Here is a 24312-nt window from a genome sequence, read left to right as displayed (position 1 = left end):
TCATGCCAAAAGGGATTAATTTGGAGGCGAGGATGCTGGAGGTAGACAAGAAACGCGAAGCGACAGCTTCGATCAGAGGGTATTTTTACCAACTTGACGCTGCCTTGCTCGAAATCCTAAACGCGGACCTGAGCGATGAAATCGTTATCGAGGGAATTGAAGACTTCGACCGCTACACCGATGAAAGCGTCATTTACGGCCAGGTGAAGTACTACGCGGAGCAGAACCTGACAGACTCGGTACTGCGTGCCCCCCTGCATAAGCTCTTTGTTCATTTCCACGGGCTCGAAGAAGCACAGCGGGCAGGCCGAAAATACCTGCTGTACGGGCACTTTTCAGAAGTAAAGATCGATATTGGTGAGCTTTCCGTCGAGCGCTTCAAGTCGGTGATGGAATACCGAAAGGAAGTGAAGGCCGCTGACGGTACAAAATCCTACGAAAAGAAGTCTTTGCTCGACGGCATGGCCGCGCCAGATAGGCTAATTGAGGCGTTCTGCAAGAGCTTCAGCATACAAATCTCGAAGGAATTTTCTGAACATCGCAGGCTCGTCATTGAGGCAATACGGAAAAACCAAAGCGTCTCAGGGGTTGAGGCCGAAGGTTTTCACTATCCAATGGCCTTCGACTACATCGCAACACTTGCCACCAAAAAAGATCACAACGACCGTAAGGTCACCCGTCGTGATCTGCAGGAACTGCTCAAAGGTGCTCAAGCTATCCATAATCGTTGGCTTCTCCGGGAGAAGGATGCAAGCGAGTACGCGAAGCATATTAAACGCCTGTACTTCTCGCTCACGAACGGCGCAGGAATCGCCCGTGTTTTCATCATCGAATGTGATGGGGCGACTGACGGCTCGGTCATCTGCGACCAACTCAGAGCAATTGGTAATAATTGGAGTTCTGCTAAAAAGCGCCGCATCCAGAATTCCGAGCGCTACGCGCCATTCATCCTGCTACGCGGCGCGGATGAAACACTCATCTTGCAAGTAAAAAATGAGCTTTTCGATACTGGAACCGTTTTCGTAGACGGTTACCCATATCGCGGATCGCCCTTTCGCAACGATCACGTTCAGAGCCCGCAGACCGAAGTACACCAGATCGAAATTCGTTTTGTCGAAGACGTTGACCAACTGCTGGAAGCTCTCAACGGAGTGGGACGGAAGTTGTGCCACATCTATGATTTCTTCCTGGAACGCCCAGCAGCCATGGCTATGCCGGGTCCAAAGAGTCGGATGTATTCGATCCCCGTTAGCAGCATCTCCACAATCAATAAAATTATCTGAGGACGAACTATGACTGAGGAAGTCGCCAATGCCGAGGTTGTCGCCGTTTACCCCAACAAGGTTCGTGTGGCCGTCGATGATCTTTTGAACTTTCAAGCAGCGGGGGAGTCTCTTCGTGTTGGGTCTTTTCTCAAAGTCTCGGACAATGACAACGTTTCTCTTATCTGCATCATCGAAAGCTTTTCAATCGAGATGAAAGAGGTGAAAGGCGACGGTATCAGTGACCACAAACGCGTTTATATGATTGATTCCTATCCCCTCGGGACCCTTAAAGATGGAAAGTTCAATCGCGGTGGTGACGAACTCGCCATTCCGCCAAAGAAGGTCGTCCCGGCAACGAAAGCGGAAATCGCAGCTATCTATGCAGACTGCTATGCCGCTGAAGACCGCTTTTGCTTTTCGTCACTGACTAGGCAACGTGATATCGTCGTACCTGTTCATGGCGACAGGTTCTTCAATAAACATATTGCCGTCGTCGGTGCTTCGGGATCGGGAAAATCGTCGAGTGTGACGTCAGTTCTGCAGAAAGCGGTATCTGCTAAAAGCGGCGAATACCAAGGTCTCAACAACTCTCATATCCTAATATTCGATCTTCATTCCGAATATGCTACGGCTTTTCCAAAGGCGAATATCATCACTGTCGATGACCTCGTCCTGCCATATTGGCTTCTCAACGAAGACGAGATGGAGGACATGTTCCTAGAGTCCGGCGACAATAACAACTACAATCAGGAGTCGCTGCTACGATCTGTGGTGACCATTGCCAAGAAGATCAGCAATCCTGCTGTCGAAAAGGTCAACTTCGACAGTCCGCTTCGATATGACATTCAGCACGTAGCGAACGCTTTCCGCAACCTGACGCGGGAAACAAAAGACGCTGAAAACTCGCTGCATATCAAGTTTAAGGATGGTACGACCGAAACGTTCGATGATGTTGAGGGTCAGCTGGAGCACTATTGCAAGGCTTTGCGCGAGTTCGCTGCTCCGGAACGGAGTAAAATCAACAAGGGCCCCTATGCCGACGGCAGCATCGACAAATTTGAGCGGCGGATTAGATCAAAAATCTCGAACTCTCGGCTTGACTTCATATTCGGTGCGAAGGCCAAAGCTGCGACCCTAGAGCAGGTACTTGAACAGTTTACCGGCTACAAGGCGGGAGGCGAGTCGAATGTCACAATCATCGACCTCAGCGGCATTCCCTTTGAACTGCTCAGCATTACCGTTTCGCTGATCTCCCGCCTTATGTTCGATTTTTGCTACTACGCTCGTCGCGTGGAGAGTAAAACAGAGCAGCCGTTCCTGATGGTGTATGAGGAAGCGCACAAATACGCGCCAAAGAGCGGTCTTGCCCGCTACAAGGCCTCCTTGGCTGCAATCGAACGCATTGCCAAAGAAGGACGAAAGTACGGGATCAGCCTTCTGATTTCGAGTCAGCGACCATCTGAAATATCAGAGACTATCTTTTCGCAATGCTCCAACTTCTTGGCAATGCGTCTTACCAACCCCGATGATCAAAGCTATGTCCGCCGACTACTGCCGGATACGCTTGGCAATTTGACCGAAGGCATGCCCGCGCTGGAACAAGGGGAGGCGCTTCTGATCGGGGACGCCGTCATCATGCCGTGCGTCGTGTATGTGGAAAAATGCCACCCCGAACCCTCTTCTAGTGACGTGAAATATCTCACGCTCTGGAAAGCGGAGTGGAAGGAGATCGACTTCAAAAAGCGTGCAGATAACTGGCGAGGATGATGGAGACATCGTTGCACAAATTAAGTTTGAGGCGAACTACCCAAAACCCTAGTTGTGGCAATACCACGGTGCAAAACGAACTTGCAAAGAAGGTTCAATGCAATGACTGCTTTGAGTGGCAGCAGTCATTGGCCTTGTTGAGTTGAAGGGCAGCAACCATCCTTCACCGGACATTGTGAATCAGCCTGTGAAGTTCCGCTTTGGGGCGAAAGCGGCAGTCTTCTATTGCACTTTCTGTTGTGCCTTGTTTTTTTAGGTGCGTGAAAGAATCAGATGCTATGACGAATAGGCTCGCAATCTCTGAGTTTTTTCACCGCCGCAGCGCGATGTGGCTTGCTTTCTCAAAGCTCTCATGTGGCTCCCAGCCCACAGCCCCGCATCACCCGCAAGCGGCGCGAAACACGGCTAACCTATTGGCCTGTATATGATTTCAAGCCCCGTGCGATTTGCACGAAGGGCTTGACGCCGGCCATTTTTTATGATTGTTGGAATTTCCGGGTGGCTGCTTGGGCCACGCCGTCGGCGTTGCTTGTAACCAGAGCAAGGCAAATGCCATGCCTATATTGATTGGGCGTTCAATCAAAAAAGCCGGAAGGCTTTAGCCCGGTATTTCCACTCGACCTGGCACAACGACAGCATGGGCGACGGCTGGCGGCGCGCCGCGCGCCTGGGCATTTCGGTAGCACCAGGGCGGCCCCCGGCGAGAAGGCGGGGCAGCGGCCGTGGCGACAAAGGTAACGACGGGCGGCGAGCCGTTACTCCGCAGTGTGACGGATGACGACCGCCCGGTCACGCGTCATATGCGCCAAAAAGTGGCGTCTCGATCGTTTCGTGAGCAATTCCGGTTCAGCACTCGATGGCGTTCACCGCCAGGCCCCCGCGCGAGGTTTCCTTGTACTTGTCGTGCATGTCGGCACCGGTGTCGCGCATGGTGCGGATCACCTTGTCCAGCGAGATGAAATGCTGGCCGTCGCCGCGCAAGGCCATTTGCGCCGCGTTGATGGCCTTCACCGCGGCGATCGCGTTGCGCTCGATACAGGGCACCTGGACCAGCCCGCCGACCGGGTCGCAGGTCAGCCCGAGGTTGTGCTCCAGGCCGATCTCGGCGGCGTTCTCGACCTGCGCCGGGGTGGCGCCGAGGACTTCCGCCAATCCGGCGGCGGCCATCGCGCAGGCCGAGCCGACCTCGCCCTGGCAGCCGACCTCGGCGCCGGAGATCGAGGCGTTCTTCTTGCACAGGATGCCCACCGCGGCGGCGGCCAGCAGGTAGTCGACGACGTCGCGGTCCTGGGCGTCGGGATTGAACTTCATATAGTAGTGCAGCACCGCCGGGATGATCCCCGCCGCGCCGTTGGTGGGCGCGGTGACCATGCGCCCGCCGGCGGCGTTCTCCTCGTTCACCGCCAGGGCGAACAGGTTGACCCATTCCATGGCGCTGAGGGTCGAGCCGATCACGTTGGGCTTGCCGATCTCCTGCAGGTTGCGGTGCAGGCGCGCGGCGCGGCGTTGCACGTTGAGCCCGCCGGGAAGGATGCCTTCGTTGCGCAACCCGTTGTCGACGCAATCGCGCATCGCCTGCCAGATGCGCCGCAGGCCTTCGCGGATGTCGGTCTCGCTGCGCCAGATGCGTTCGTTGGCCAGCATCAGCTCGGATACCCGCAGGTTGTGGCGCTTGCACAGCAGCAACAGTTCCTCGGCGCTGGAGAAGTCGTAGGGCAGCACCGTGTGGTCCTGGTCGAGCTGTCCCGAGGCGGCCTGTGCCGCATCGACCACGAAGCCGCCACCCACCGAGTAGTAGGTCTCCTGGTGCAGTTCGCCTTGCTCGCTGTAGGCGACCAGGGTCATGGCGTTGGGGTGGTAGGGCAGGTTCTCGTCGAGCAGGCGCATGTCGCGCACCCAGTCGAACGGTACCGCCACGCGGCCGTCCAGTTGCAGCAGGCCGCTATCGAGCAGCGCGGCCATGCGTGGGGCGATCTGGGTCGGGTCGATACGATCCGGCCATTCGCCCATCAGGCCCATGATCACCGCGCGATCGGTGCCGTGGCCGACGCCGGTGGCGGACAGCGAGCCATACAGGCGCACTTCGAGACGCCGCACCGCCGACAGCGCCTGGCGCTGGCGCAGGGCAGCGGTGAACAGCGCGGCGGCGCGCATGGGGCCGACGGTATGCGAACTGGACGGGCCGATACCGATCTTGAAAAGGTCGAACACACTGATAGCCATGCCGGCCTCCGGGATTGCCGCGGCATCCGTGCCTGCGTAGTGGGGGTGGCGGCTCCTCCGCCCGCGATTCCTGCGCATCATCGGGCTTTCCCCGGGGCGGGCCGCATCCGCCACCGACCCGGCCATGTCCAAAAGCGCCGCGTCCGCGCCCGGATCGGGGAACCTCTGCGGCCGAGGGGCGTCTGCACCTGCACGGCGTCGGAATGAGAACGGGCTCGCGCCGCTCCGAAAACGGCATCCGCTGGTCGCCGGCAAAGACCACTATGATTGAATGCGACACAGCGGGTACTGAATGCGACCCCGCCTGCACTGGTTGCGACCCACCCTGTAGGCGACGGATGCGTCCTGTTTCATGATCGTTCACGAATTGCCCGCTGAGGGCCGCTACCGGTCGGCCCGATACAGACAGACCGCCGCGCCCTTCGGGGTAGCGCCGGCGCCTTACCCTGCAGAGGAGTTCGCTATGAAAGGTTGCAAGTCTTGGCTGCTGGCCGTGTCTCTGTGCGCACCGCTGGCAGCCCAGGCCGCGGAGCCCGAATCCTGTGCGTCGGTGCGTTTCGCCGACGTCGGCTGGACCGACATCACAGTGACCACTGCGGTCACCCGCCAGGTCCTCGAGTCCCTCGGCTACAAGACCAAGGTCAATCTGCTCTCGGTGCCGGTGACCTACCGCTCCCTGGCCAACAACGACCTCGACGTATTCCTGGGCAACTGGATGCCCACCATGACCAACGACATCAAGCAGTACGCCGAGAAAGGTACGGTCGAGACACTGCGCGCCAACCTGGAGGGCGCCAAGTACACCCTGGCGGTTCCCCAGTACGTCTACGACGGCGGCCTGCGCAGCTTCGCCGATATCGCGAAGTTCTCCGACAAGCTGGGCAACAAGATCTACGGCATCGAGCCGGGCAACGACGGCAACCGCGTCGCCCAGAGCATGATCGACAAGAACGCCTTCGAACTGGGCAAGTTCAAGTTGGTGGAATCCAGCGAGGCGGGCATGCTCTCGCAGGTGCAGCGGGCCATCCGGCGCAACCAGTGGGTGGTGTTCCTCGGCTGGGAGCCGCACCCCATGAATACCCGCTTCCAGATGAAGTACCTGGAAGGCGGCGACGACTTCTTCGGCCCCAACTATGGCGGCGCGACCATCTACACCAACGTGCGCAAGGGCTACGCCCAGGAGTGCGCCAACGTCGGCCAACTGCTGAAGAACCTCAGCTTCACCCTCGAGATGGAGAACAAGCTGATGGACGCGGTACTCAACGAAAACAAGAAACCCGAGGAAGCCGCTAAGGCCTGGTTGAAGGATCACCCGGAACAGCTGGATGCCTGGCTGGCCGGTGTCACCACGCGCGACGGGCAGCCTGCCGCAGCCGCGGCCAAGCTGGCGTTCGCCAAGTAGGCGACCGGTCGTTCATTTCCCGCTCTTGATGGACCCTGATTATGTTCCTGACTGATCACAAGCTCCCGCTGGGAGAGCAGATCGCCGGTTTCGTCGACTGGCTGACCCTGCATGGCGCATCGTTCTTCGACAAGATCTCCGACACCCTTGAGTTCCTCATCCATGGCGTCACCAACGGCTTGCTCTGGTTCAACCCGCTGGTGCTGATCGCCTTGCTGGTAGGGCTGGTGCATTTCATCCAGCGCAGCTGGGGGCTGACCGTGTTCGCCCTGGCCTCGTTGCTGCTGATCCTCAACCTGGGCTACTGGCAGGAGACCATGGAAACCCTCGCCCAGGTGATATTCGCCACCCTGGTGTGCATCGCCGTAGGCGTGCCGCTGGGCATCGTCGCCGCGCACAAGCCGTGGTTCTACACCGCGCTGCGGCCGCTGCTGGACCTGATGCAGACGGTGCCGACCTTCGTCTACCTGATCCCGACCCTGACCCTGTTCGGTCTCGGCGTGGTGCCGGGCCTGATTTCCACGGTGATCTTCGCCGTCGCCGCGCCAATCCGCCTGACCTGCCTGGGTATCCAGGACGTTCCGGCGGAGCTGCTCGACGCCGGCAAGGCCTTCGGCTGCTCGCGCTGGCAACTGCTGACGCGCATCGAGCTGCCGCACGCGATGCCGAGCATCGCCGCCGGCATCACCCAATGCATCATGCTCTCCCTGTCGATGGTGGTGATCGCCGCGCTGGTCGGCGCCGATGGCCTCGGCAAGCCGGTGGTGAACGCGCTGAACACCGCCGACATCTCCCTCGGCTTCGAAGCCGGCCTGGCCATCGTCCTGCTCGCCATCCTGCTCGACCGGGTGTGCAAGCAGCGCGCCGTGAAGGGGAAATAAGCCATGACCGCGATCCGATTCGACCATGTGGACGTCATCTTCGGCACCCACACCAAGGAAGCCCTGAAGCTCCTCGACCAGGGCCTCGGCCGCGCCGAGATCCTCAAGCGCACCGGCCAGGTGCTCGGCGTCGAGGACGCCTGCCTGGACGTCAACCGCGGCGAGATCTGCGTGCTGATGGGACTTTCCGGCTCCGGCAAGTCGAGCCTGCTGCGCTGCATCAACGGCCTGAACAAGGTCAGCCGCGGCAAGCTGCTGATCGAGCACGAAGGTTCGCAGGTGGACATCGCCAACTGCTCGCCGGCGACCCTCAAGGCCATGCGTACCAAGCGCATCGCCATGGTGTTCCAGAAGTTCGCCCTGATGCCCTGGCTGACGGTGGCCGAGAACGTCGGCTTCGGCCTGGAGATGCAGGGCCGCCCGGCCGCCGAGCGGAAGAAGCTGATCGACGAGAAGCTCGAGCTGGTCGGTCTCTCGCAGTGGCGCGACAAGCGTCCCGACTCGCTCTCCGGCGGCATGCAGCAGCGCGTCGGCCTGGCTCGCGCGCTGGCGATGGATGGCGACATCCTGCTGATGGACGAACCGTTCTCGGCCCTCGACCCGCTGATCCGCCAGCAATTGCAGGACGAACTGCTGGTGCTGCAACGGCAACTGCACAAGACCATCGTGTTCGTCAGCCACGACCTCGACGAGGCGCTGAAGATCGGCACCCGCATCGCGATCATGAAGGACGGCCGGATCATCCAGCACGGCAAGCCGGAAGAGATCGTGCTGAGCCCCGCGGACGACTACGTGCGTACCTTCGTCGCCCATACCAACCCGCTCAACGTGCTGTGCGGCCAGAGCCTGATGCGTGGCCTCGACCAGTGCATCCGGCAGAACGACGAGATCTGCTTCGACCAGGGCCGCGACTGCTGGATCGGTCTCAGCGAAGGCGACGTGCTCAAGGGCGCGCGCCAGGGCAGCAACGTCATCGACCTGCAACGCTGGCGCCAGGGCGATCCGGTGGAGAAGCTGCGCCGCGAACCGACCCTGGTGGATGTCAGCATCCGTATGCGCGATGCCCTGCAGATTCGCTACCAGACCGGCCACAAGCTGGTCCTTCAGGAGCAGGACAGGGTGGTCGGGGTGCTCGGCGACAGCGAGCTGTATCACGCGTTGCTGGGCAAGAACCTCGGCTGATCACCCTCGGCCCGCTCGGGGCCGCTGCGAATGCCCGGCGCTGCCGGGCATTCGCGTTTACCTCCGCGCTTTTTCCGCCTGCTCTTCCTGTCCCACACTCCTGCGCGTCGGTTCCTGCGGCATGCGCCGGGCGCCGGGTGGCAGAAAAGAAAGGCCCGGCGAAACGCCGGGCCAAGTACGCACCTGATTGGCGAGGGCGCCCTAGCGGCGCCGGGTTCAGGTCTGGGGCTGGGTTGGCGCCGGCACCGGCTGGTAGGTGCGGCGGTCGCCGACCTGGGCCTCGTAGTCGGCGCGCATGGCCTTGTGCAGGCCGAACATGAACAGGATCAGCACCGCCGAGAACGGCAGCCCGGCGAGCACCACGACGGTTTGCATCGCCGTGAAGTTACCGGCGAACAGCAGGCCGATGGTGACTAGCGTGACGACGGCCGACCAGAGGATACGCAGCCAGTTCGGCGCGTCCTCGTCCAGCTCGCCGCCGCTGCGCGAGAGATTGGCCAGCATCACCGAGCCGGAATCCGCCGGGGTGAGGAACAGCACGAAGCCGACGAAGATCGACAGGCCGATGACGATCTTCGACAGCGGATAGTGTTCCAGCAGCAGGTAGATCGACATCGACGGCTGTTCCAGCGCGGCCTTGCCCAGGTCGGTCGCGCCGTGGTTCATCACCAGGTCCAGGGCGCTGTTGCCGAATACCGACAGCCAGGCCAGGGTGAAGCCCAGCGGGATCAGCAGCACCCCGCAGACCAGTTCGCGCACGCTGCGACCGCGGGAGATGCGGGCGATGAACATACCGACGAAGGGCGCCCAGGAAATCCACCAGGCCCAGTAGAACAGGGTCCACAGGCCCAGCCATTCCTCGCTCTTGCCGGCGCCGGCACCGGTGTAGACGTAGAGGTCGAAGGTCTTCAGCACCAGGCCGTCGAGATAGTCGCCGAGGTTCTGTACGAAGCCGTTGAGCAGTTCCAGGGTCGAACCGCAGACCAGCACGAACAGCAGCAGCGAGCTGAACAGCACGATATTCAGGTTGGACAGCCGGCGGATGCCTTTCTCGACACCGGAGACCGCCGCCAGGGTGGCGACCAGGCTCATCGCCAGGATCACCGCCAGCAGGGTGCCTTTGCTGTGCGGCATGCCGGTCAGGTACTCGAGACCGGACGACACCTGCAAGGCGCCGATGCCCAGGTTGGTCACCAGCCCGAGAAGGGTGACGAAGATGCCGAAGCAATCCACCGCATGGCCCGCGGCGCCTTTCACCCAGCGCTCGCCGAGGATCGGATAGAGCGCCGAGCGCAACGCCAGCGGCTGGCGATGGCGGTAGGCGAAATAACCGACGGCGAGGCCGACCAGGGCATAGATCGCCCAACCGTGTAGGCCCCAGTGGAGGAAGGTCAGTTGCAGCGCCTGGCGCGCCGCCTGAGGGCTGCCGGGAACGCCTTCGGGTGGATGGTAGAGGTGGTCGATCGGCTCGGATGCGGCGAAGTAGAGCAGCGAGATGCCGATCCCGGAGGAGAACAGCATGCCGGCCCAGGCGCCGTAGCTGAAGTCCGGCTTTTCATGCTCCTCGCCGAGCTTGAGGGTGCCGAAGCGCGAGAAGGCCACCCAGGCGACGAAGAACAGGTAGGCGCCGATGGCCAGCATGTAGTACCAGCCGAAGCTGTGCGACAGCCACGCCTGGATGCGGCCGAGCAAGGCTCCGGCGCTGTCGGGATAGAGGATGAGGGCGGCGGTCAGAACCAGGATCAGTGCGGTCGAGCCGAAGAACACGATCGGATTCAGACGTACCTGCTCGTTTGTTTTTATTGGCGAAGCAGTACTCATTGGAGGATGACCCCATGGCAGTGAAAGCATGGCGGCTTATGGCCGCGGACTACAGACACAGCATTGCCACCCCACTTGAAGCCCGGATTCTGCGATCCTTGGCGGACTTCGGCGACGAGGTGATGAACGGCGCGGGCCAGGTTGCACGCAGGCTGGGAGCCGCTCATGGACGCCGAGCTTATTCTTAGTTGATTGAACGTTCAATAAAAACAAAATAGACTGGCCACCAATGACGTCGGTCGGTGCCCGCACGCACCCATCGACGAGAGGAGATAGCAATGCCCAAGGTCGGTATGCAGCCCATCCGCCGCTCGCAACTGATTCACGCCACCCTGGAGGCGGTCGATCAGGTCGGCATGGGAGACGCCAGCATCGCCCTGATAGCCCGCCTGGCGGGTGTTTCCAACGGCATCATCAGCCACTACTTCCAGGACAAGAACGGCTTGCTGGAAGCGACCATGCGGCACCTGCTCAGCGCCTTGAGCAAGGCCGTACGCGAACGCCGCGCGGCGCTCTACGACGACAGTCCGAGGGCGCACCTGCGAGCCATCGTCGAAGGCAACTTCGACGACAGCCAGGTCAATGGTCCGGCGATGAAGACCTGGCTGGCGTTCTGGGCGACCAGCATGCACCAGCCGGCACTGCGTCGATTGCAGCGGGTCAACGACCATCGCCTGTATTCGAACCTGTGCTACCAGTTCCGCCGCCAGCTCTCGGCGGACGACGCCCGCGCCGCGGCACGCGGCCTGGCGGCCCTGATCGACGGCCTGTGGTTGCGTGGCGCGCTGACCGGCGACGCCTTCGATACCGACGAGGCCCTGAACATCGCTTACGACTACCTCGACCAGCAGTTGGCAAAACAGTCGGGGTAGGGACGAAAACCCCCGCGGCGCCGCCTTGCGCCTGCGATACCGATAAGAGAGGACTGCAACATGGCCCGATTCGAAGAACAGAAGCTCTACATTGGCGGTCGCTACGTGGAGGCCAGCAGTGGCGCCACCTTCGAGACCATCAACCCGGCCAACGGCGAAGTGCTCGCCAAGGTCCAGCGGGCTTCCAGGGAAGACGTCGAGCGGGCCGTGCAGAGCGCCGTCGAGGGGCAGAAGGTGTGGGCGGCGATGACCGCCATGCAGCGCTCGCGCATTCTCCGTCGCGCCGTCGACATCCTCCGCGAGCGCAACGACGAACTGGCTGCCCTGGAAACCCTGGATACCGGCAAGCCGCTGGCGGAAACCCGCTCGGTGGACATCGTCACCGGCGCCGACGTGCTCGAGTACTACGCCGGCCTGGTCCCGGCCATCGAAGGCGAGCAGATTCCCCTGCGCGAAACCAGTTTCGTCTACACCCGCCGCGAGCCGCTGGGCGTGGTCGCCGGCATTGGCGCCTGGAACTACCCGGTGCAGATCGCCCTGTGGAAATCCGCCCCGGCCCTCGCTGCCGGCAACGCGATGATCTTCAAGCCCAGCGAAGTCACCCCGCTGACGGCCCTCAAGCTGGCCGAGATCTACACCGAGGCCGGCGTGCCGGACGGCGTGTTCAACGTGCTCACCGGCAGCGGACGCGAAGTCGGCCAGTGGCTGACCGAGCACCCGCTGATCGAGAAGATCTCCTTCACCGGTGGCACCTCCACCGGCAAGAAAGTCATGGCCAGCGCTTCCAGCTCGTCGCTGAAGGAAGTGACCATGGAGCTGGGCGGCAAGTCCCCGCTGATCATCTTCCCCGACGCAGACCTCGACCGTGCCGCCGACATCGCCGTCATGGCCAACTTCTTCAGCTCCGGCCAGGTCTGCACCAACGGCACCCGGGTGTTCATCCACCGTTCCCAGCAGGCCCGCTTCGAAGCCAAGGTACTGGAGCGCGTGCAGCGCATCCGTCTCGGCGACCCGCAGGACGAGAACACCAACTTCGGCCCGCTGGTCAGCTTCCCGCACATGGAAAGCGTGCTCGGCTACATCGAGTCCGGCAAGGCGCAGAAGGCTCGCCTGCTGTGCGGCGGCGAGCGTGTGACCGATGGAGCGTTCGGCAAAGGCGCCTACGTCGCGCCGACCGTGTTCACCGATTGCCGCGACGACATGACCATCGTCCGCGAGGAAATCTTCGGCCCGGTGATGAGCATCCTGGTCTATGACGACGAAGACGAGGCGATCCGCCGCGCCAACGATACCGAGTACGGCCTCGCCGCCGGCGTCGTGACCCAGGACCTGGCCCGCGCCCACCGCGCCATCCATCGCCTGGAAGCCGGCATCTGCTGGATCAATACCTGGGGCGAGTCGCCGGCGGAAATGCCGGTCGGCGGTTACAAGCAATCCGGTGTCGGTCGCGAGAACGGTCTCACCACCCTGGCTCATTACACTCGCATCAAGTCCGTGCAAGTGGAGCTGGGCGACTACGCCTCGGTGTTCTGAGCCTCGACGCAGCGCTCGAACCCCTAACCAGGCCGGTCCCAGGCAACGCTCCCTGACACCGGCCATTCCGAACTTCCAGACACCGGCGCGCCAGCGTCGCGGCCGGTGTCATGCCGAGAAAAGAGGAAGGCCTGCATGTCCCAGGAATTCGACTACATCATCATCGGAGCCGGCTCTGCCGGTAACGTACTCGCTACCCGCCTCACCGAAGATGCCGACGTCAGCGTCCTGCTGCTCGAAGCCGGCGGTCCCGACTACCGCTTCGACTTCCGCACCCAGATGCCGGCGGCCCTTGCCTTCCCGCTGCAGGGGCGGCGCTACAACTGGGCCTACGAGACCGACCCCGAGCCCTACATGAACAACCGCCGCATGGAGTGCGGTCGCGGCAAGGGCCTGGGCGGCTCCTCGCTGATCAACGGCATGTGCTACATCCGCGGCAACGCCCTGGACTTTGACGGCTGGGCCAAGGAGCCGGGCCTCGAGGACTGGAGCTACCTCGACTGCCTGCCGTACTTCCGCAAGGCGGAAACCCGGGACATCGGTCCCAACGACTACCATGGCGGCGACGGCCCGGTCAGCGTGACCACGCCGAAGGCCGGCAACAACCCACTGTTCCATGCGATGGTCGAGGCCGGCGTGCAGGCCGGCTACCCGCGAACCGATGACCTCAACGGCTACCAGCAGGAAGGCTTCGGCCCCATGGACCGGACCGTCACCCCGGAGGGCCGTCGCGCCGCCACCGGGCGCGGCTACCTGGACCAGGCCCGCGGCCGGCCCAACCTGACCATCGTCACCCACGCCCTGAGCGACCGCATCCTGTTCAGCGGCAAGCGCGCCATCGGCGTCTCCTACCTGGTGGGCAACGGCGACAACCCGGTCACCGCCCACGCCCGCCGCGAAGTATTGGTGTGCAGCGGCGCGATCGCCTCGCCGCAATTGCTGCAACGCTCCGGCGTCGGCCCGGCGGCCCTGCTGCGCGACCTGGACATCCCGGTGGTGCATGACCTGCCGGGCGTCGGCGCCAACCTGCAGGATCACCTGGAACTCTACCTGCAATACGCCTGCAAGCAACCGGTGTCGATCTACCCGGCGACCAAATGGTGGAACCAGCCTGCCATCGGTGCCCAGTGGCTGTTCCTCGGCAAGGGCCTCGGCGCCAGCAACCAGTTCGAGGCTGGCGGCTTCATCCGAACCCGCGAAGCGTTCGAATGGCCGAACATCCAGTTCCATTTCCTCCCGGTGGCGATCAACTACAACGGCAGCAAGGGCGTGCAGGAGCACGGCTTCCAGGCGCACATGGGCTCGATGCGCTCGCCGAGCCGCGGGCGCATCCACCTGAAGTCCAGGGACCCGCGCCAGCATCCGAGCATCCTGTTCAACTACATGTCCCACGAGCAGGACTGGCAGGAGTTCCGCGACGGCATCCGGCTGACCCGCGAGATCATGAACCAGCCGGCGCTGGACCCCTATCGGGGCCGCGAGTTGAGCCCTGGGGTGAGCGTGCAGTCGGACGCCGAACTCGACGAGTTCATCCGCAACCATGCTGAGACCGCTTTCCACCCATCCTGCTCGTGCAAGATGGGCAGCGACGACATGGCGGTGGTCGATGGCCAGGGACGGGTCCATGGCATGGAAGGACTGCGAGTGGTGGATGCGTCGATCATGCCGCTGATCATCACCGGCAACCTCAATGCCACCACCATCATGATGGCCGAGAAGATCGCCGACAGGATCCGCGGTCGCCAGCCGCTGCCGCGCAGCACGGCGAAGTACTACGTGGCCGGGGATGCGCCGGTACGCGGCAACCCCGTGCGGGCCTGAGGAACGCGCAAACAAGAACGCCGGCGATAGCCGGCGTTCCTGCGTCTAGCCCCGGCGTGGCGGGACCGGGCGGGTGCGCCCGCTGCCATCGATGGCGACGAACACGAACACCGCCTCGGTGACTTTGCGCCATTCGCTGGACAGCGGGTCGTCGCTCCACACCTCGACCAGCATGCGGATCGAGCTGCGGCCGACTTCCAGGGTCTGGGTATAGAAGGAAAGCTGGGCACCTACCGCGACCGGCACCATGAAGGCCATGCGGTCGATGGCGACGGTGGCGATACGGCCGCCGGCGATCTTGCTGGCCATGGCGGTTCCCGCCAGGTCCATCTGGGATACCAGCCAACCGCCGTAGATATCGCCGAAACCGTTGGTTTCGCGCGGCAGCGCGGTAATCTGCAAGGCCAGGTCTCCCTGGGGAATGGGGTCTTCTTGTTCAAGCTCGATCATAGGTAAGGGCCTCGTGCCCCCCGGATTTCTTGTTCAAGCGCGGTTTAGGGGAAAACTCTCCCAAAACGCCTGCCGGTGCAAGGTCTTGGGACAGCTTTCAGAGGCGCCCGGGCATTATATAGAGGAGTAGGGCAGCCGACGACCGCCCGGTTCTCTCTTCGACCGACTGTGTGGACATTCGTCGATTTGCTATGGTTTCGCTCCTGCGTCCCCGGGTCGCAGGTCGACACGCCTGCCGGTCGAACCCCGCTCATGCTTGCTGAACGAATAAAGAGAACAATCCCGACATGCCATCCGCGAATGCTCCCGAGGCGCCGGCCCAGCGTCCATTGACCCGCAGCGACTACAAGACCCTGTCCCTCTCCGCCCTGGGTGGAGCGCTGGAGTTCTACGACTTCATCATCTTCGTGTTCTTCGCCACCGTGGTCGGCAAGCTGTTCTTCCCGGCGGACATGCCGGAATGGCTGCGTCAGCTGCAAACCTTCGGCCTGTTCGCCGCCGGCTACCTGGCGCGGCCGCTGGGCGGCGTGATCATGGCCCACTTCGGCGACCTGCTCGGGCGCAAGCGCATGTTCACCCTGAGCATCTTCATGATGGCGGTGCCGACCCTGATCATGGGCCTGCTTCCGACCTACGCGCAGATCGGCATCTGGGCGCCCCTGGCGCTGCTCCTGCTGAGGGTGATCCAGGGCGCCGCGATTGGCGGGGAGGTGCCGGGGGCTTGGGTCTTCGTCGCCGAGCATGTACCGGCACGGCATGTCGGTTATGCCTGCGGGACGCTGACTTCCGGCCTGACGGCGGGCATCCTGCTGGGCTCGCTGGTGGCTACTGCGATCAATAGCTTCTATAGCGCGACAGAGGTGCAGGACTACGCCTGGCGGATTCCCTTCCTGCTCGGCGGGGTGTTCGGCCTGTTCTCGGTCTACCTGCGCCGCTGGCTGCACGAGACGCCGGTATTCGCCGAGCTGCAGCAGCGCAAGGCGCTGGCAGAGGAAGTGCCGTTGAAAGCGGTGGTCCGCGATCATCGTGGCGCCGTCCTGGTGTCGATGCTGCTGACCTGGGTGCTGTCGGCCGCGATCGTGGTGGTCATCCTGATGACCCCTACCGTGCTGCAGAGCGTATACGGCTTCGATGCCGCCACGGCGCTCAAGGCCAACAGCCTGGCGATCGTCTGCCTGACCCTTGGCTGCATCGTCGCCGGGCGCATGGCGGATCGTTACGGCGCGGGGCTGACTTTCGTTGCCGGTAGCGTGCTGCTGGCGCTGGTGTCCTGGAGCTTCTACGGCAACCTCAAGGCCCACCCGGACTGGCTCTTTCCTTTATATGCACTGACCGGCTTCTTCGTCGGCATCGTCGGCGCCGTTCCCTACGTGATGGTCAATGCGTTCCCACCGGTTGTGCGTTTCTCCGGCCTGTCCTTTTCCTACAACCTGGCCTACGCCATCTTCGGTGGGCTGACGCCGATGGCGGTGGCCCTGCTGCTCAAGCAGAGCCCGATGGGGCCGGCTTACTACGTGGTCACTCTGTGCCTGGTCGGCTTCCTCGTCGGGCTCTACCTGCTGGCGCAGAAAAAGCCGGCTGGCGAGGCGGTTTCGGTGGGCTGAAAGCGCTTCCGGCGGTTATTTGAATTATTTTTGAAATAATCGTTGACGCCAGTTTCTATCTCCCTATAATGCGCACCACTCCCGGCGACGACGAAGAGTAAATGCTTGAAAATCAAGGATTTACGGATTCTCTCCCAGGGGTGGTGAAGCGCTTCGGCAGGTTGTTCGCCGCAGCGGTTCGGTCCCGAAAGGGGCTCGAAACGAAGCTTCACCGAGGTGCTTGACAGCGAATTTGAACGCTGTAGAATGCGCCTCCCGCTGATCGGAAGATGGTTTGAAGGTCGGCGCAAGCGGTTGAGTAGAAAAGAAAATTTTCGAAAATAACGCTTGACGGAACGAGAGGTTGCTGTAGAATGCGCGGCCTCGGTTGAGACGAAAGCCTTGACTAACTGCTCTTTAACAAGTCGAATCAAGCAATTCGTGTGGGTGCTTGTGATGTAAGACTGGTGATCGCAAGATTATCAGCAACGCAAGTAACACTCGTGAATTCGAGAGTTTTATCTCTTTTTAAGAGAATGCGATTGCTGAGCCAAGTTTAGGGTTTTCTCAAAACCCAAGCAGTATTGAACTGAAGAGTTTGATCATGGCTCAGATTGAACGCTGGCGGCAGGCCTAACACATGCAAGTCGAGCGGATGAAGGGAGCTTGCTCCTGGATTCAGCGGCGGACGGGTGAGTAATGCCTAGGAATCTGCCTGGTAGTGGGGGATAACGTCCGGAAACGGGCGCTAATACCGCATACGTCCTGAGGGAGAAAGTGGGGGATCTTCGGACCTCACGCTATCAGATGAGCCTAGGTCGGATTAGCTAGTTGGTGGGGTAAAGGCCTACCAAGGCGACGATCCGTAACTGGTCTGAGAGGATGATCAGTCACACTGGAACTGAGACACGGTCCAGACTCCTACGGGAGGCAGCAGTGGGGAATATTGGACAATGGGCGAAAGCCTGATCCAGCCATGCCGCGTGTGTGAAGAAGGTCTTCGGATTGTAAAGCACTTTAAGTTGGGAGGAAGGGCAGTAAGTTAATACCTTGCTGTTTTGACGTTACCAACAGAATAAGCACCGGCTAACTTCGTGCCAGCAGCCGCGGTAATACGAAGGGTGCAAGCGTTAATCGGAATTACTGGGCGTAAAGCGCGCGTAGGTGGTTCAGCAAGTTGGATGTGAAATCCCCGGGCTCAACCTGGGAACTGCATCCAAAACTACTGAGCTAGAGTACGGTAGAGGGTGGTGGAATTTCCTGTGTAGCGGTGAAATGCGTAGATATAGGAAGGAACACCAGTGGCGAAGGCGACCACCTGGACTGATACTGACACTGAGGTGCGAAAGCGTGGGGAGCAAACAGGATTAGATACCCTGGTAGTCCACGCCGTAAACGATGTCGACTAGCCGTTGGGATCCTTGAGATCTTAGTGGCGCAGCTAACGCGATAAGTCGACCGCCTGGGGAGTACGGCCGCAAGGTTAAAACTCAAATGAATTGACGGGGGCCCGCACAAGCGGTGGAGCATGTGGTTTAATTCGAAGCAACGCGAAGAACCTTACCTGGCCTTGACATGCTGAGAACTTTCCAGAGATGGATTGGTGCCTTCGGGAACTCAGACACAGGTGCTGCATGGCTGTCGTCAGCTCGTGTCGTGAGATGTTGGGTTAAGTCCCGTAACGAGCGCAACCCTTGTCCTTAGTTACCAGCACCTCGGGTGGGCACTCTAAGGAGACTGCCGGTGACAAACCGGAGGAAGGTGGGGATGACGTCAAGTCATCATGGCCCTTACGGCCAGGGCTACACACGTGCTACAATGGTCGGTACAAAGGGTTGCCAAGCCGCGAGGTGGAGCTAATCCCATAAAACCGATCGTAGTCCGGATCGCAGTCTGCAACTCGACTGCGTGAAGTCGGAATCGCTAGTAATCGTGAATCAGAATGTCACGGTGAATACGTTCCCGGGCCTTGTACACACCGCCCGTCACACCATGGGAGTGGGTTGCTCCAGAAGTAGCTAGTCTAACCGCAAGGGGGACGGTTACCACGGAGTGATTCATGACTGGGGTGAAGTCGTAACAAGGTAGCCGTAGGGGAACCTGCGGCTGGATCACCTCCTTAATCGAAGATCTCAGCTTCTTCATAAGCTCCCACACGAATTGCTTGATTCACTGGTTAGACGATTGGGTCTGTAGCTCAGTTGGTTAGAGCGCACCCCTGATAAGGGTGAGGTCGGCAGTTCGAATCTGCCCAGACCCACCAATTGTTGGTGTGCTGCGTGATCCGATACGGGGCCATAGCTCAGCTGGGAGAGCGCCTGCTTTGCACGCAGGAGGTCAGGAGTTCGATCCTCCTTGGCTCCACCATCCAAACAATCGTCGAAAGCTCAGAAATGAATGTTCGTGGATGAACATTGATTTCTGGTCTTTGCACCAGAACTGTTCTTTAAAAATTCGGGTGTGTGATAGAAGTAAGACTGAATGATCTCTTTCACTGGTGATCATTCAAGTCAAGGTAAAATTTGCGAGTTCAAGCGCGAATTTTCGGCGAATGTCGTCTTCACAGTATAACCAGATTGCTTGGGGTTATATGGTCAAGTGAAGAAGCGCATACGGTGGATGCCTTGGCAGTCAGAGGCGATGAAAGACGTGGTAGCCTGCGAAAAGCTTCGGGGAGTCGGCAAACAGACTTTGATCCGGAGATCTCTGAATGGGGGAACCCACCTAGGATAACCTAGGTATCTTGTACTGAATCCATAGGTGCAAGAGGCGAACCAGGGGAACTGAAACATCTAAGTACCCTGAGGAAAAGAAATCAACCGAGATTCCCTTAGTAGTGGCGAGCGAACGGGGATTAGCCCTTAAGCTTCATTGATTTTAGCGGAACGCTCTGGAAAGTGCGGCCATAGTGGGTGATAGCCCCGTACGCGAAAGGATCTTTGAAGTGAAATCGAGTAGGACGGAGCACGAGAAACTTTGTCTGAACATGGGGGGACCATCCTCCAAGGCTAAATACTACTGACTGACCGATAGTGAACCAGTACCGTGAGGGAAAGGCGAAAAGAACCCCGGAGAGGGGAGTGAAATAGAACCTGAAACCGTATGCGTACAAGCAGTGGGAGCCTACTTGTTAGGTGACTGCGTACCTTTTGTATAATGGGTCAGCGACTTATATTCAGTGGCAAGCTTAACCGTATAGGGTAGGCGTAGCGAAAGCGAGTCTTAATAGGGCGTTTAGTCGCTGGGTATAGACCCGAAACCGGGCGATCTATCCATGAGCAGGTTGAAGGTTAGGTAACACTGACTGGAGGACCGAACCCACTCCCGTTGAAAAGGTAGGGGATGACTTGTGGATCGGAGTGAAAGGCTAATCAAGCTCGGAGATAGCTGGTTCTCCTCGAAAGCTATTTAGGTAGCGCCTCATGTATCACTCTGGGGGTAGAGCACTGTTTCGGCTAGGGGTCATCCCGACTTACCAAACCGATGCAAACTCCGAATACCCAGAAGTGCCGAGCATGGGAGACACACGGCGGGTGCTAACGTCCGTCGTGAAAAGGGAAACAACCCAGACCGCCAGCTAAGGTCCCAAAGTTGTGGTTAAGTGGTAAACGATGTGGGAAGGCTTAGACAGCTAGGAGGTTGGCTTAGAAGCAGCCATCCTTTAAAGAAAGCGTAATAGCTCACTAGTCGAGTCGGCCTGCGCGGAAGATGTAACGGGGCTCAAACCACACACCGAAGCTGCGGGTGTCACGTAAGTGACGCGGTAGAGGAGCGTTCTGTAAGCCTGTGAAGGTGAGTTGAGAAGCTTGCTGGAGGTATCAGAAGTGCGAATGCTGACATGAGTAACGACAATGGGTGTGAAAAACACCCACGCCGAAAGACCAAGGGTTCCTGCGCAACGTTAATCGACGCAGGGTTAGTCGGTTCCTAAGGCGAGGCTGAAAAGCGTAGTCGATGGGAAACAGGTTAATATTCCTGTACTTCTGGTTACTGCGATGGAGGGACGGAGAAGGCTAGGCCAGCTTGGCGTTGGTTGTCCAAGTTTAAGGTGGTAGGCTGAAATCTTAGGTAAATCCGGGGTTTCAAGGCCGAGAGCTGATGACGAGTCGTCTTTTAGATGACGAAGTGGTTGATGCCATGCTTCCAAGAAAGCTTCTAAGCTTCAGGTAACCAGGAACCGTACCCCAAACCGACACAGGTGGTCGGGTAGAGAATACCAAGGCGCTTGAGAGAACTCGGGTGAAGGAACTAGGCAAAATGGCACCGTAACTTCGGGAGAAGGTGCGCCGGCTAGGTGAAGGATTTACTCCGTAAGCTCTGGCTGGTCGAAGATACCAGGCCGCTGCGACTGTTTATTAAAAACACAGCACTCTGCAAACACGAAAGTGGACGTATAGGGTGTGACGCCTGCCCGGTGCCGGAAGGTTAATTGATGGGGTTAGCGCAAGCGAAGCTCTTGATCGAAGCCCCGGTAAACGGCGGCCGTAACTATAACGGTCCTAAGGTAGCGAAATTCCTTGTCGGGTAAGTTCCGACCTGCACGAATGGCGTAACGATGGCGGCGCTGTCTCCACCCGAGACTCAGTGAAATTGAAATCGCTGTGAAGATGCAGTGTATCCGCGGCTAGACGGAAAGACCCCGTGAACCTTTACTGTAGCTTTGCACTGGACTTTGAGCCTGCTTGTGTAGGATAGGTGGGAGGCTTTGAAGCGTGGACGCCAGTTCGCGTGGAGCCATCCTTGAAATACCACCCTGGCATGCTTGAGGTTCTAACTCTGGTCCGTAATCCGGATCGAGGACAGTGTATGGTGGGCAGTTTGACTGGGGCGGTCTCCTCCTAAAGAGTAACGGAGGAGTACGAAGGTGCGCTCAGACCGGTCGGAAATCGGTCGCAGAGTATAAAGGCAAAAGCGCTTGACTGCGAGACAGACACGTCGAGCAGGTACGAAAGTAGGTCTTAGTGATCCGGTGGTTCTGTATGGAAGGGCCATCGCTCAACGGATAAAAGGTACTCCGGGGATAACAGGCTGATACCGCCCAAGAGTTCATATCGACGGCGGTGTTTGGCACCTCGATGTCGGCTCATCACATCCTGGGGCTGAAGCCGGTCCCAAGGGTATGGCTGTTCGCCATTTAAAGTGGTACGCGAGCTGGGTTTAGAACGTCGTGAGACAGTTCGGTCCCTATCTGCCGTGGACGTTTGAGATTTGAGAGGGGCTGCTCCTAGTACGAGAGGACCGGAGTGGACGAACCTCTGGTGTTCCGGTTGTCACGCCAGTGGCATTGCCGGGTAGCTATGTTCGGAAAAGATAACCGCTGAAAGCATCTAAGCGGGAAACTTGCCTCAAGATGAGATCTCACTGGGAACTTGATTCCCTGAAGGGCCGTCGAAGACTACGACGTTGATAGGCTGGGTGTGTAAGCGTTGTGAGGCGTTGAGCTAACCAGTACTAATTGCCCGTGAGGCTTGACCATATAACACCCAAACAATCTGACGATTGTGTGTTGTAAGGTGAAGTCGACGAACCGAAAGTTCGCATGAACCGCAAACACCTTGAAATCACATACCTGAATCCGGATAGACGTAAGCCCAAGCGAACGGATATCCAACCGAATTGCTTGACGATCATAGAGCGTTGGAACCACCTGATCCCTTCCCGAACTCAGAAGTGAAACGACGCATCGCCGATGGTAGTGTGGGGTCTCCCCATGTGAGAGTAGGTCATCGTCAAGCTCCTATCCCAAAACCCCTGGTCAGCGATGACCGGGGGTTTTGCTTTTGCGCGCGGAAAAAGGCGTGCTTCCTCGCTTCTTTTCTCGACTGCGAATGCCGGCGGCGACTGTCACAATTGCCCTGGAAACTACCCATCCTGCATGAAACGGATGGACGGCTACCTCCCCCAGGCGGATCGAAAACGCGCTCCAGAGGGCCTCCCGGGCCCCTCCGTGAAAGGCTGGAGCCCTTGTGTTTCCAGGTTTTCAGGGGTGTGGCAGGGCTTCTCCCAAGGCTTGCGGAAAAATGTCGGAAGGCTGATGGCATTTCATCCAACTGTCACATTCCTTTCATAGAGTCTTCATGCGGCCTGACGATACTGGCCCCCGTTCCATCCAACCCCATCCTGTCCAAGGAGCAAGGCATGAAACTCAAGCGTTTGATGGCGGCCCTGACGTTCGTCGCCGCAGGCGTAGGCGCCGCTTCCGCGGTAGCCGCGATCGACCCGGCGCTGCCGGAATATCAGAAAGCCAGCGGTGTGTCGGGCAACCTGTCGAGCGTCGGCTCCGACACTCTGGCCAACCTGATGACCATGTGGGCCGAGGAGTACAAGCGCCTCTATCCGAACGTGAACATCCAGATCCAGGCTGCCGGCTCTTCTACCGCGCCGCCGGCCCTGACCGAAGGCACCGCCAACCTGGGCCCGATGAGCCGCAAGATGAAGGACGTCGAGCTGCAGGCTTTCGAGCAGAAGTACGGCTATAAGCCGACCGCCGTCCCGGTCGCTGTCGACGCCCTGGCGATCTTCGTGCACAAGGACAACCCGATCAAAGGCCTGACCATGCAGCAGGTCGATGCGATCTTCTCCGCTACCCGCCTGTGCGGCAGCAAGCAGGACGTGAAGACCTGGGGCGACCTGGGCCTGACCGGCGACTGGGCGAAGAAGCCGGTGCAACTGTTCGGCCGCAACTCGGTTTCCGGCACCTACGGCTACTTCAAGGAAGAAGCCCTGTGCAAAGGCGACTTCCGTCCGAACGTCAACGAGCAGCCGGGTTCGGCTTCCGTGGTGCAGTCGGTCAGCCAGTCGCTGAACGGCATCGGCTACTCCGGTATCGGCTACAAGACCGCCAGCGTGAAGACCGTGGCCCTGGCCAAGAAGGAAGGCGCTGCCTTCGTCGAGGACAACGAGCAGAACGCCCTGAACGGCACCTACCCGCTGTCGCGCTTCCTCTACGTCTACGTGAACAAGGCGCCGAACAAGCCGCTGGATCCGCTGGAGGCTCAGTTCCTCAAGCTGGTTCTGTCCAAGACCGGCCAGCAGGTCGTGGTCAAGGACGGCTACATCCCGCTGCCGGCCAAGGTGGCCGAGAAGGCGATCAAGGAACTGGGCCTGTAATCCAGTGACTTGAGCGGATGGCCCAGCGATGGGCCGTCCAGGCATGAAGGCTCTGCCGGCGGGCGCTAGGACCCGCCGGCCTTTCCCGCCAGCGAGGCTCTGCTGGCGGGCTTTGTTGCGTCATGTTGCTGTCATCTGTCTGTCATACAGAGCCTTTAGGGTGTCACCCCATGAACGACATGGCCAACTCCCCGATGAACTCCTCCCTTGCTCCCGAGCGGATTGACTTCAATACGCCAGCCCTGCAACGCAAGCGCCGCATCCGTGCCCTCAAGGACCGCCTGACCCGCTGGTACGTGCTGGTCGGCGGCCTGGCCGTGCTGGCGGCGATCACCCTGATCTTCTTCTACCTGGCCTACGTCGTGCTCCCGCTGTTCCGCGGCGCCGACCTGGAGACCCGCG

The 24312-nt window shown here is 59.9% G+C and carries 13 protein-coding genes, 2 tRNA genes and 3 rRNA genes; 15 read left to right on the top strand and 3 right to left on the bottom strand.

Translation table 11 applies throughout. The features are described 5' to 3' along the window. Positions 1-32 precede the first annotated feature (32 nt). Both LE197_RS27120 and herA read left to right on the top strand, forming a co-directional pair. A complete protein-coding gene (locus LE197_RS27120) occupies positions 33-1283 on the top strand; it encodes a DUF4297 family anti-phage-associated protein (protein ID WP_043154937.1) in 1251 nt (416 codons plus the stop codon). 9 nt (positions 1284-1292) lie between these two features. After that, positions 1293-3032 carry an anti-phage-associated helicase HerA gene (gene herA, locus LE197_RS27115; RefSeq protein ID WP_060494917.1) on the top strand — a complete coding sequence of 580 codons (1740 nt, stop codon included), beginning with the start codon at positions 1293-1295 and terminating at the stop codon, positions 3030-3032. A gap of 846 nt (positions 3033-3878) precedes the next feature. On the opposite strand, the gene LE197_RS27110 is transcribed toward herA, so the two are convergent. Continuing rightward, positions 3879-5255, bottom strand: coding sequence for an L-serine ammonia-lyase (locus tag LE197_RS27110; protein ID WP_057386712.1), 1377 nt, complete (start codon positions 5253-5255; stop codon positions 3879-3881). A 463-nt stretch (positions 5256-5718) separates the two neighbouring features. Here LE197_RS27110 and LE197_RS27105 point away from each other — a divergent pair, with 463 nt between their 5' ends. Genes LE197_RS27105 through choV form a run of 3 tightly spaced genes read left to right on the top strand, consistent with a single transcriptional unit; the run spans position 5719 to position 8720 of the window. Next, positions 5719-6657 (top strand): choline ABC transporter substrate-binding protein, encoded by a 939-nt coding sequence (locus tag LE197_RS27105; RefSeq protein WP_003104841.1) that lies wholly within the window; start codon positions 5719-5721, stop codon positions 6655-6657. A gap of 41 nt (positions 6658-6698) precedes the next feature. After that, positions 6699-7538 carry a choline ABC transporter permease subunit gene (gene choW, locus LE197_RS27100; RefSeq protein ID WP_003096692.1) on the top strand — a complete coding sequence of 280 codons (840 nt, stop codon included), beginning with the start codon at positions 6699-6701 and terminating at the stop codon, positions 7536-7538. Between the two features lie 3 nt (positions 7539-7541). Continuing rightward, positions 7542-8720, top strand: a complete 1179-nt coding sequence (gene choV, locus LE197_RS27095) for a choline ABC transporter ATP-binding protein (protein ID WP_003096690.1) — start codon at positions 7542-7544, stop codon at positions 8718-8720. Positions 8721-8936: 216 nt separating this feature from the next. Here choV and LE197_RS27090 read toward each other — a convergent pair whose 3' ends face one another. Beyond that, positions 8937-10487, bottom strand: a complete 1551-nt coding sequence (locus LE197_RS27090) for a BCCT family transporter (protein ID WP_003104844.1) — start codon at positions 10485-10487, stop codon at positions 8937-8939. 332 nt (positions 10488-10819) lie between these two features. Here LE197_RS27090 and betI point away from each other — a divergent pair, with 332 nt between their 5' ends. The 3 genes from betI to betA all read left to right on the top strand — a co-directional run bounded on the left by betI (position 10820) and on the right by betA (position 14767). After that, positions 10820-11413, top strand: a complete 594-nt coding sequence (gene betI / locus LE197_RS27085; protein WP_003096684.1) for a transcriptional regulator BetI — start codon at positions 10820-10822, stop codon at positions 11411-11413. 60 nt (positions 11414-11473) lie between these two features. Further along, entirely contained in the window at positions 11474-12946 is a 1473-nt protein-coding gene (betB, locus tag LE197_RS27080) for a betaine-aldehyde dehydrogenase (protein ID WP_003114436.1), read from the top strand. 135 nt (positions 12947-13081) lie between these two features. Then, positions 13082-14767, top strand: coding sequence for a choline dehydrogenase (betA, locus tag LE197_RS27075; protein WP_003104848.1), 1686 nt, complete (start codon positions 13082-13084; stop codon positions 14765-14767). A gap of 45 nt (positions 14768-14812) precedes the next feature. Here betA and LE197_RS27070 read toward each other — a convergent pair whose 3' ends face one another. Then, positions 14813-15217, bottom strand: a complete 405-nt coding sequence (locus LE197_RS27070) for an acyl-CoA thioesterase (RefSeq protein ID WP_003096677.1) — start codon at positions 15215-15217, stop codon at positions 14813-14815. A gap of 287 nt (positions 15218-15504) precedes the next feature. Between LE197_RS27070 and LE197_RS27065 the strand changes: the two genes are divergently transcribed. From LE197_RS27065 to pstS, 7 genes are all read left to right on the top strand, one after another. Then, positions 15505-16821, top strand: a complete 1317-nt coding sequence (locus LE197_RS27065; protein WP_003104851.1) for an MFS transporter — start codon at positions 15505-15507, stop codon at positions 16819-16821. A 565-nt stretch (positions 16822-17386) separates the two neighbouring features. Further along, positions 17387-18922: ribosomal RNA gene (locus tag LE197_RS27060) — 16S ribosomal RNA — on the top strand. Between the two features lie 64 nt (positions 18923-18986). Next, positions 18987-19063: transfer RNA gene (locus LE197_RS27055), tRNA-Ile, on the top strand. Positions 19064-19091: 28 nt separating this feature from the next. Continuing rightward, a tRNA-Ala gene (locus LE197_RS27050) sits at positions 19092-19167 on the top strand. A gap of 225 nt (positions 19168-19392) precedes the next feature. Next, positions 19393-22276 (top strand): 23S ribosomal RNA (locus LE197_RS27045). A 143-nt stretch (positions 22277-22419) separates the two neighbouring features. After that, positions 22420-22535, top strand: a 5S ribosomal RNA gene (rrf, locus tag LE197_RS27040). Together the 16S, 23S and 5S rRNA genes with 2 tRNA genes alongside form the textbook arrangement of a ribosomal RNA operon. A gap of 403 nt (positions 22536-22938) precedes the next feature. Next, the gene (gene pstS / locus LE197_RS27035; RefSeq protein ID WP_003096673.1) at positions 22939-23910 is read left to right on the top strand and encodes a phosphate ABC transporter substrate-binding protein PstS; all 972 of its coding nucleotides are present in this window, start codon (positions 22939-22941) and stop codon (positions 23908-23910) included. The last annotated feature ends 402 nt before the right edge of the window (positions 23911-24312 follow it).

It is taken from the genome of Pseudomonas sp. PS1(2021) (genome assembly GCF_020405165.1).
GTDB lineage: Bacteria > Pseudomonadota > Gammaproteobacteria > Pseudomonadales > Pseudomonadaceae > Pseudomonas > Pseudomonas aeruginosa.
The sequence above is the reverse complement of the archived record's forward strand: the minus strand, read 5'-3'. Positions and strand labels throughout refer to the sequence as shown.

Bases quoted from the DNA above. Each gene is read 5' to 3' on its own strand.
- LE197_RS27120 (WP_043154937.1), top strand. From the start codon at position 33: ATGCTGGAGGTAGACAAGAAACGCGAAGCGACAGCTTCGATCAGAGGG.
- herA (WP_060494917.1), top strand. From the start codon at position 1,293: ATGACTGAGGAAGTCGCCAATGCCGAGGTTGTCGCCGTTTACCCCAAC.
- LE197_RS27110 (WP_057386712.1), bottom strand. From the start codon at position 5,255: ATGGCTATCAGTGTGTTCGACCTTTTCAAGATCGGTATCGGCCCGTCC.
- LE197_RS27105 (WP_003104841.1), top strand. From the start codon at position 5,719: ATGAAAGGTTGCAAGTCTTGGCTGCTGGCCGTGTCTCTGTGCGCACCG.
- choW (WP_003096692.1), top strand. From the start codon at position 6,699: ATGTTCCTGACTGATCACAAGCTCCCGCTGGGAGAGCAGATCGCCGGT.
- choV (WP_003096690.1), top strand. From the start codon at position 7,542: ATGACCGCGATCCGATTCGACCATGTGGACGTCATCTTCGGCACCCAC.
- betI (WP_003096684.1), top strand. From the start codon at position 10,820: ATGCCCAAGGTCGGTATGCAGCCCATCCGCCGCTCGCAACTGATTCAC.
- betB (WP_003114436.1), top strand. From the start codon at position 11,474: ATGGCCCGATTCGAAGAACAGAAGCTCTACATTGGCGGTCGCTACGTG.
- betA (WP_003104848.1), top strand. From the start codon at position 13,082: ATGTCCCAGGAATTCGACTACATCATCATCGGAGCCGGCTCTGCCGGT.
- LE197_RS27070 (WP_003096677.1), bottom strand. From the start codon at position 15,217: ATGATCGAGCTTGAACAAGAAGACCCCATTCCCCAGGGAGACCTGGCC.
- LE197_RS27065 (WP_003104851.1), top strand. From the start codon at position 15,505: ATGCCATCCGCGAATGCTCCCGAGGCGCCGGCCCAGCGTCCATTGACC.
- pstS (WP_003096673.1), top strand. From the start codon at position 22,939: ATGAAACTCAAGCGTTTGATGGCGGCCCTGACGTTCGTCGCCGCAGGC.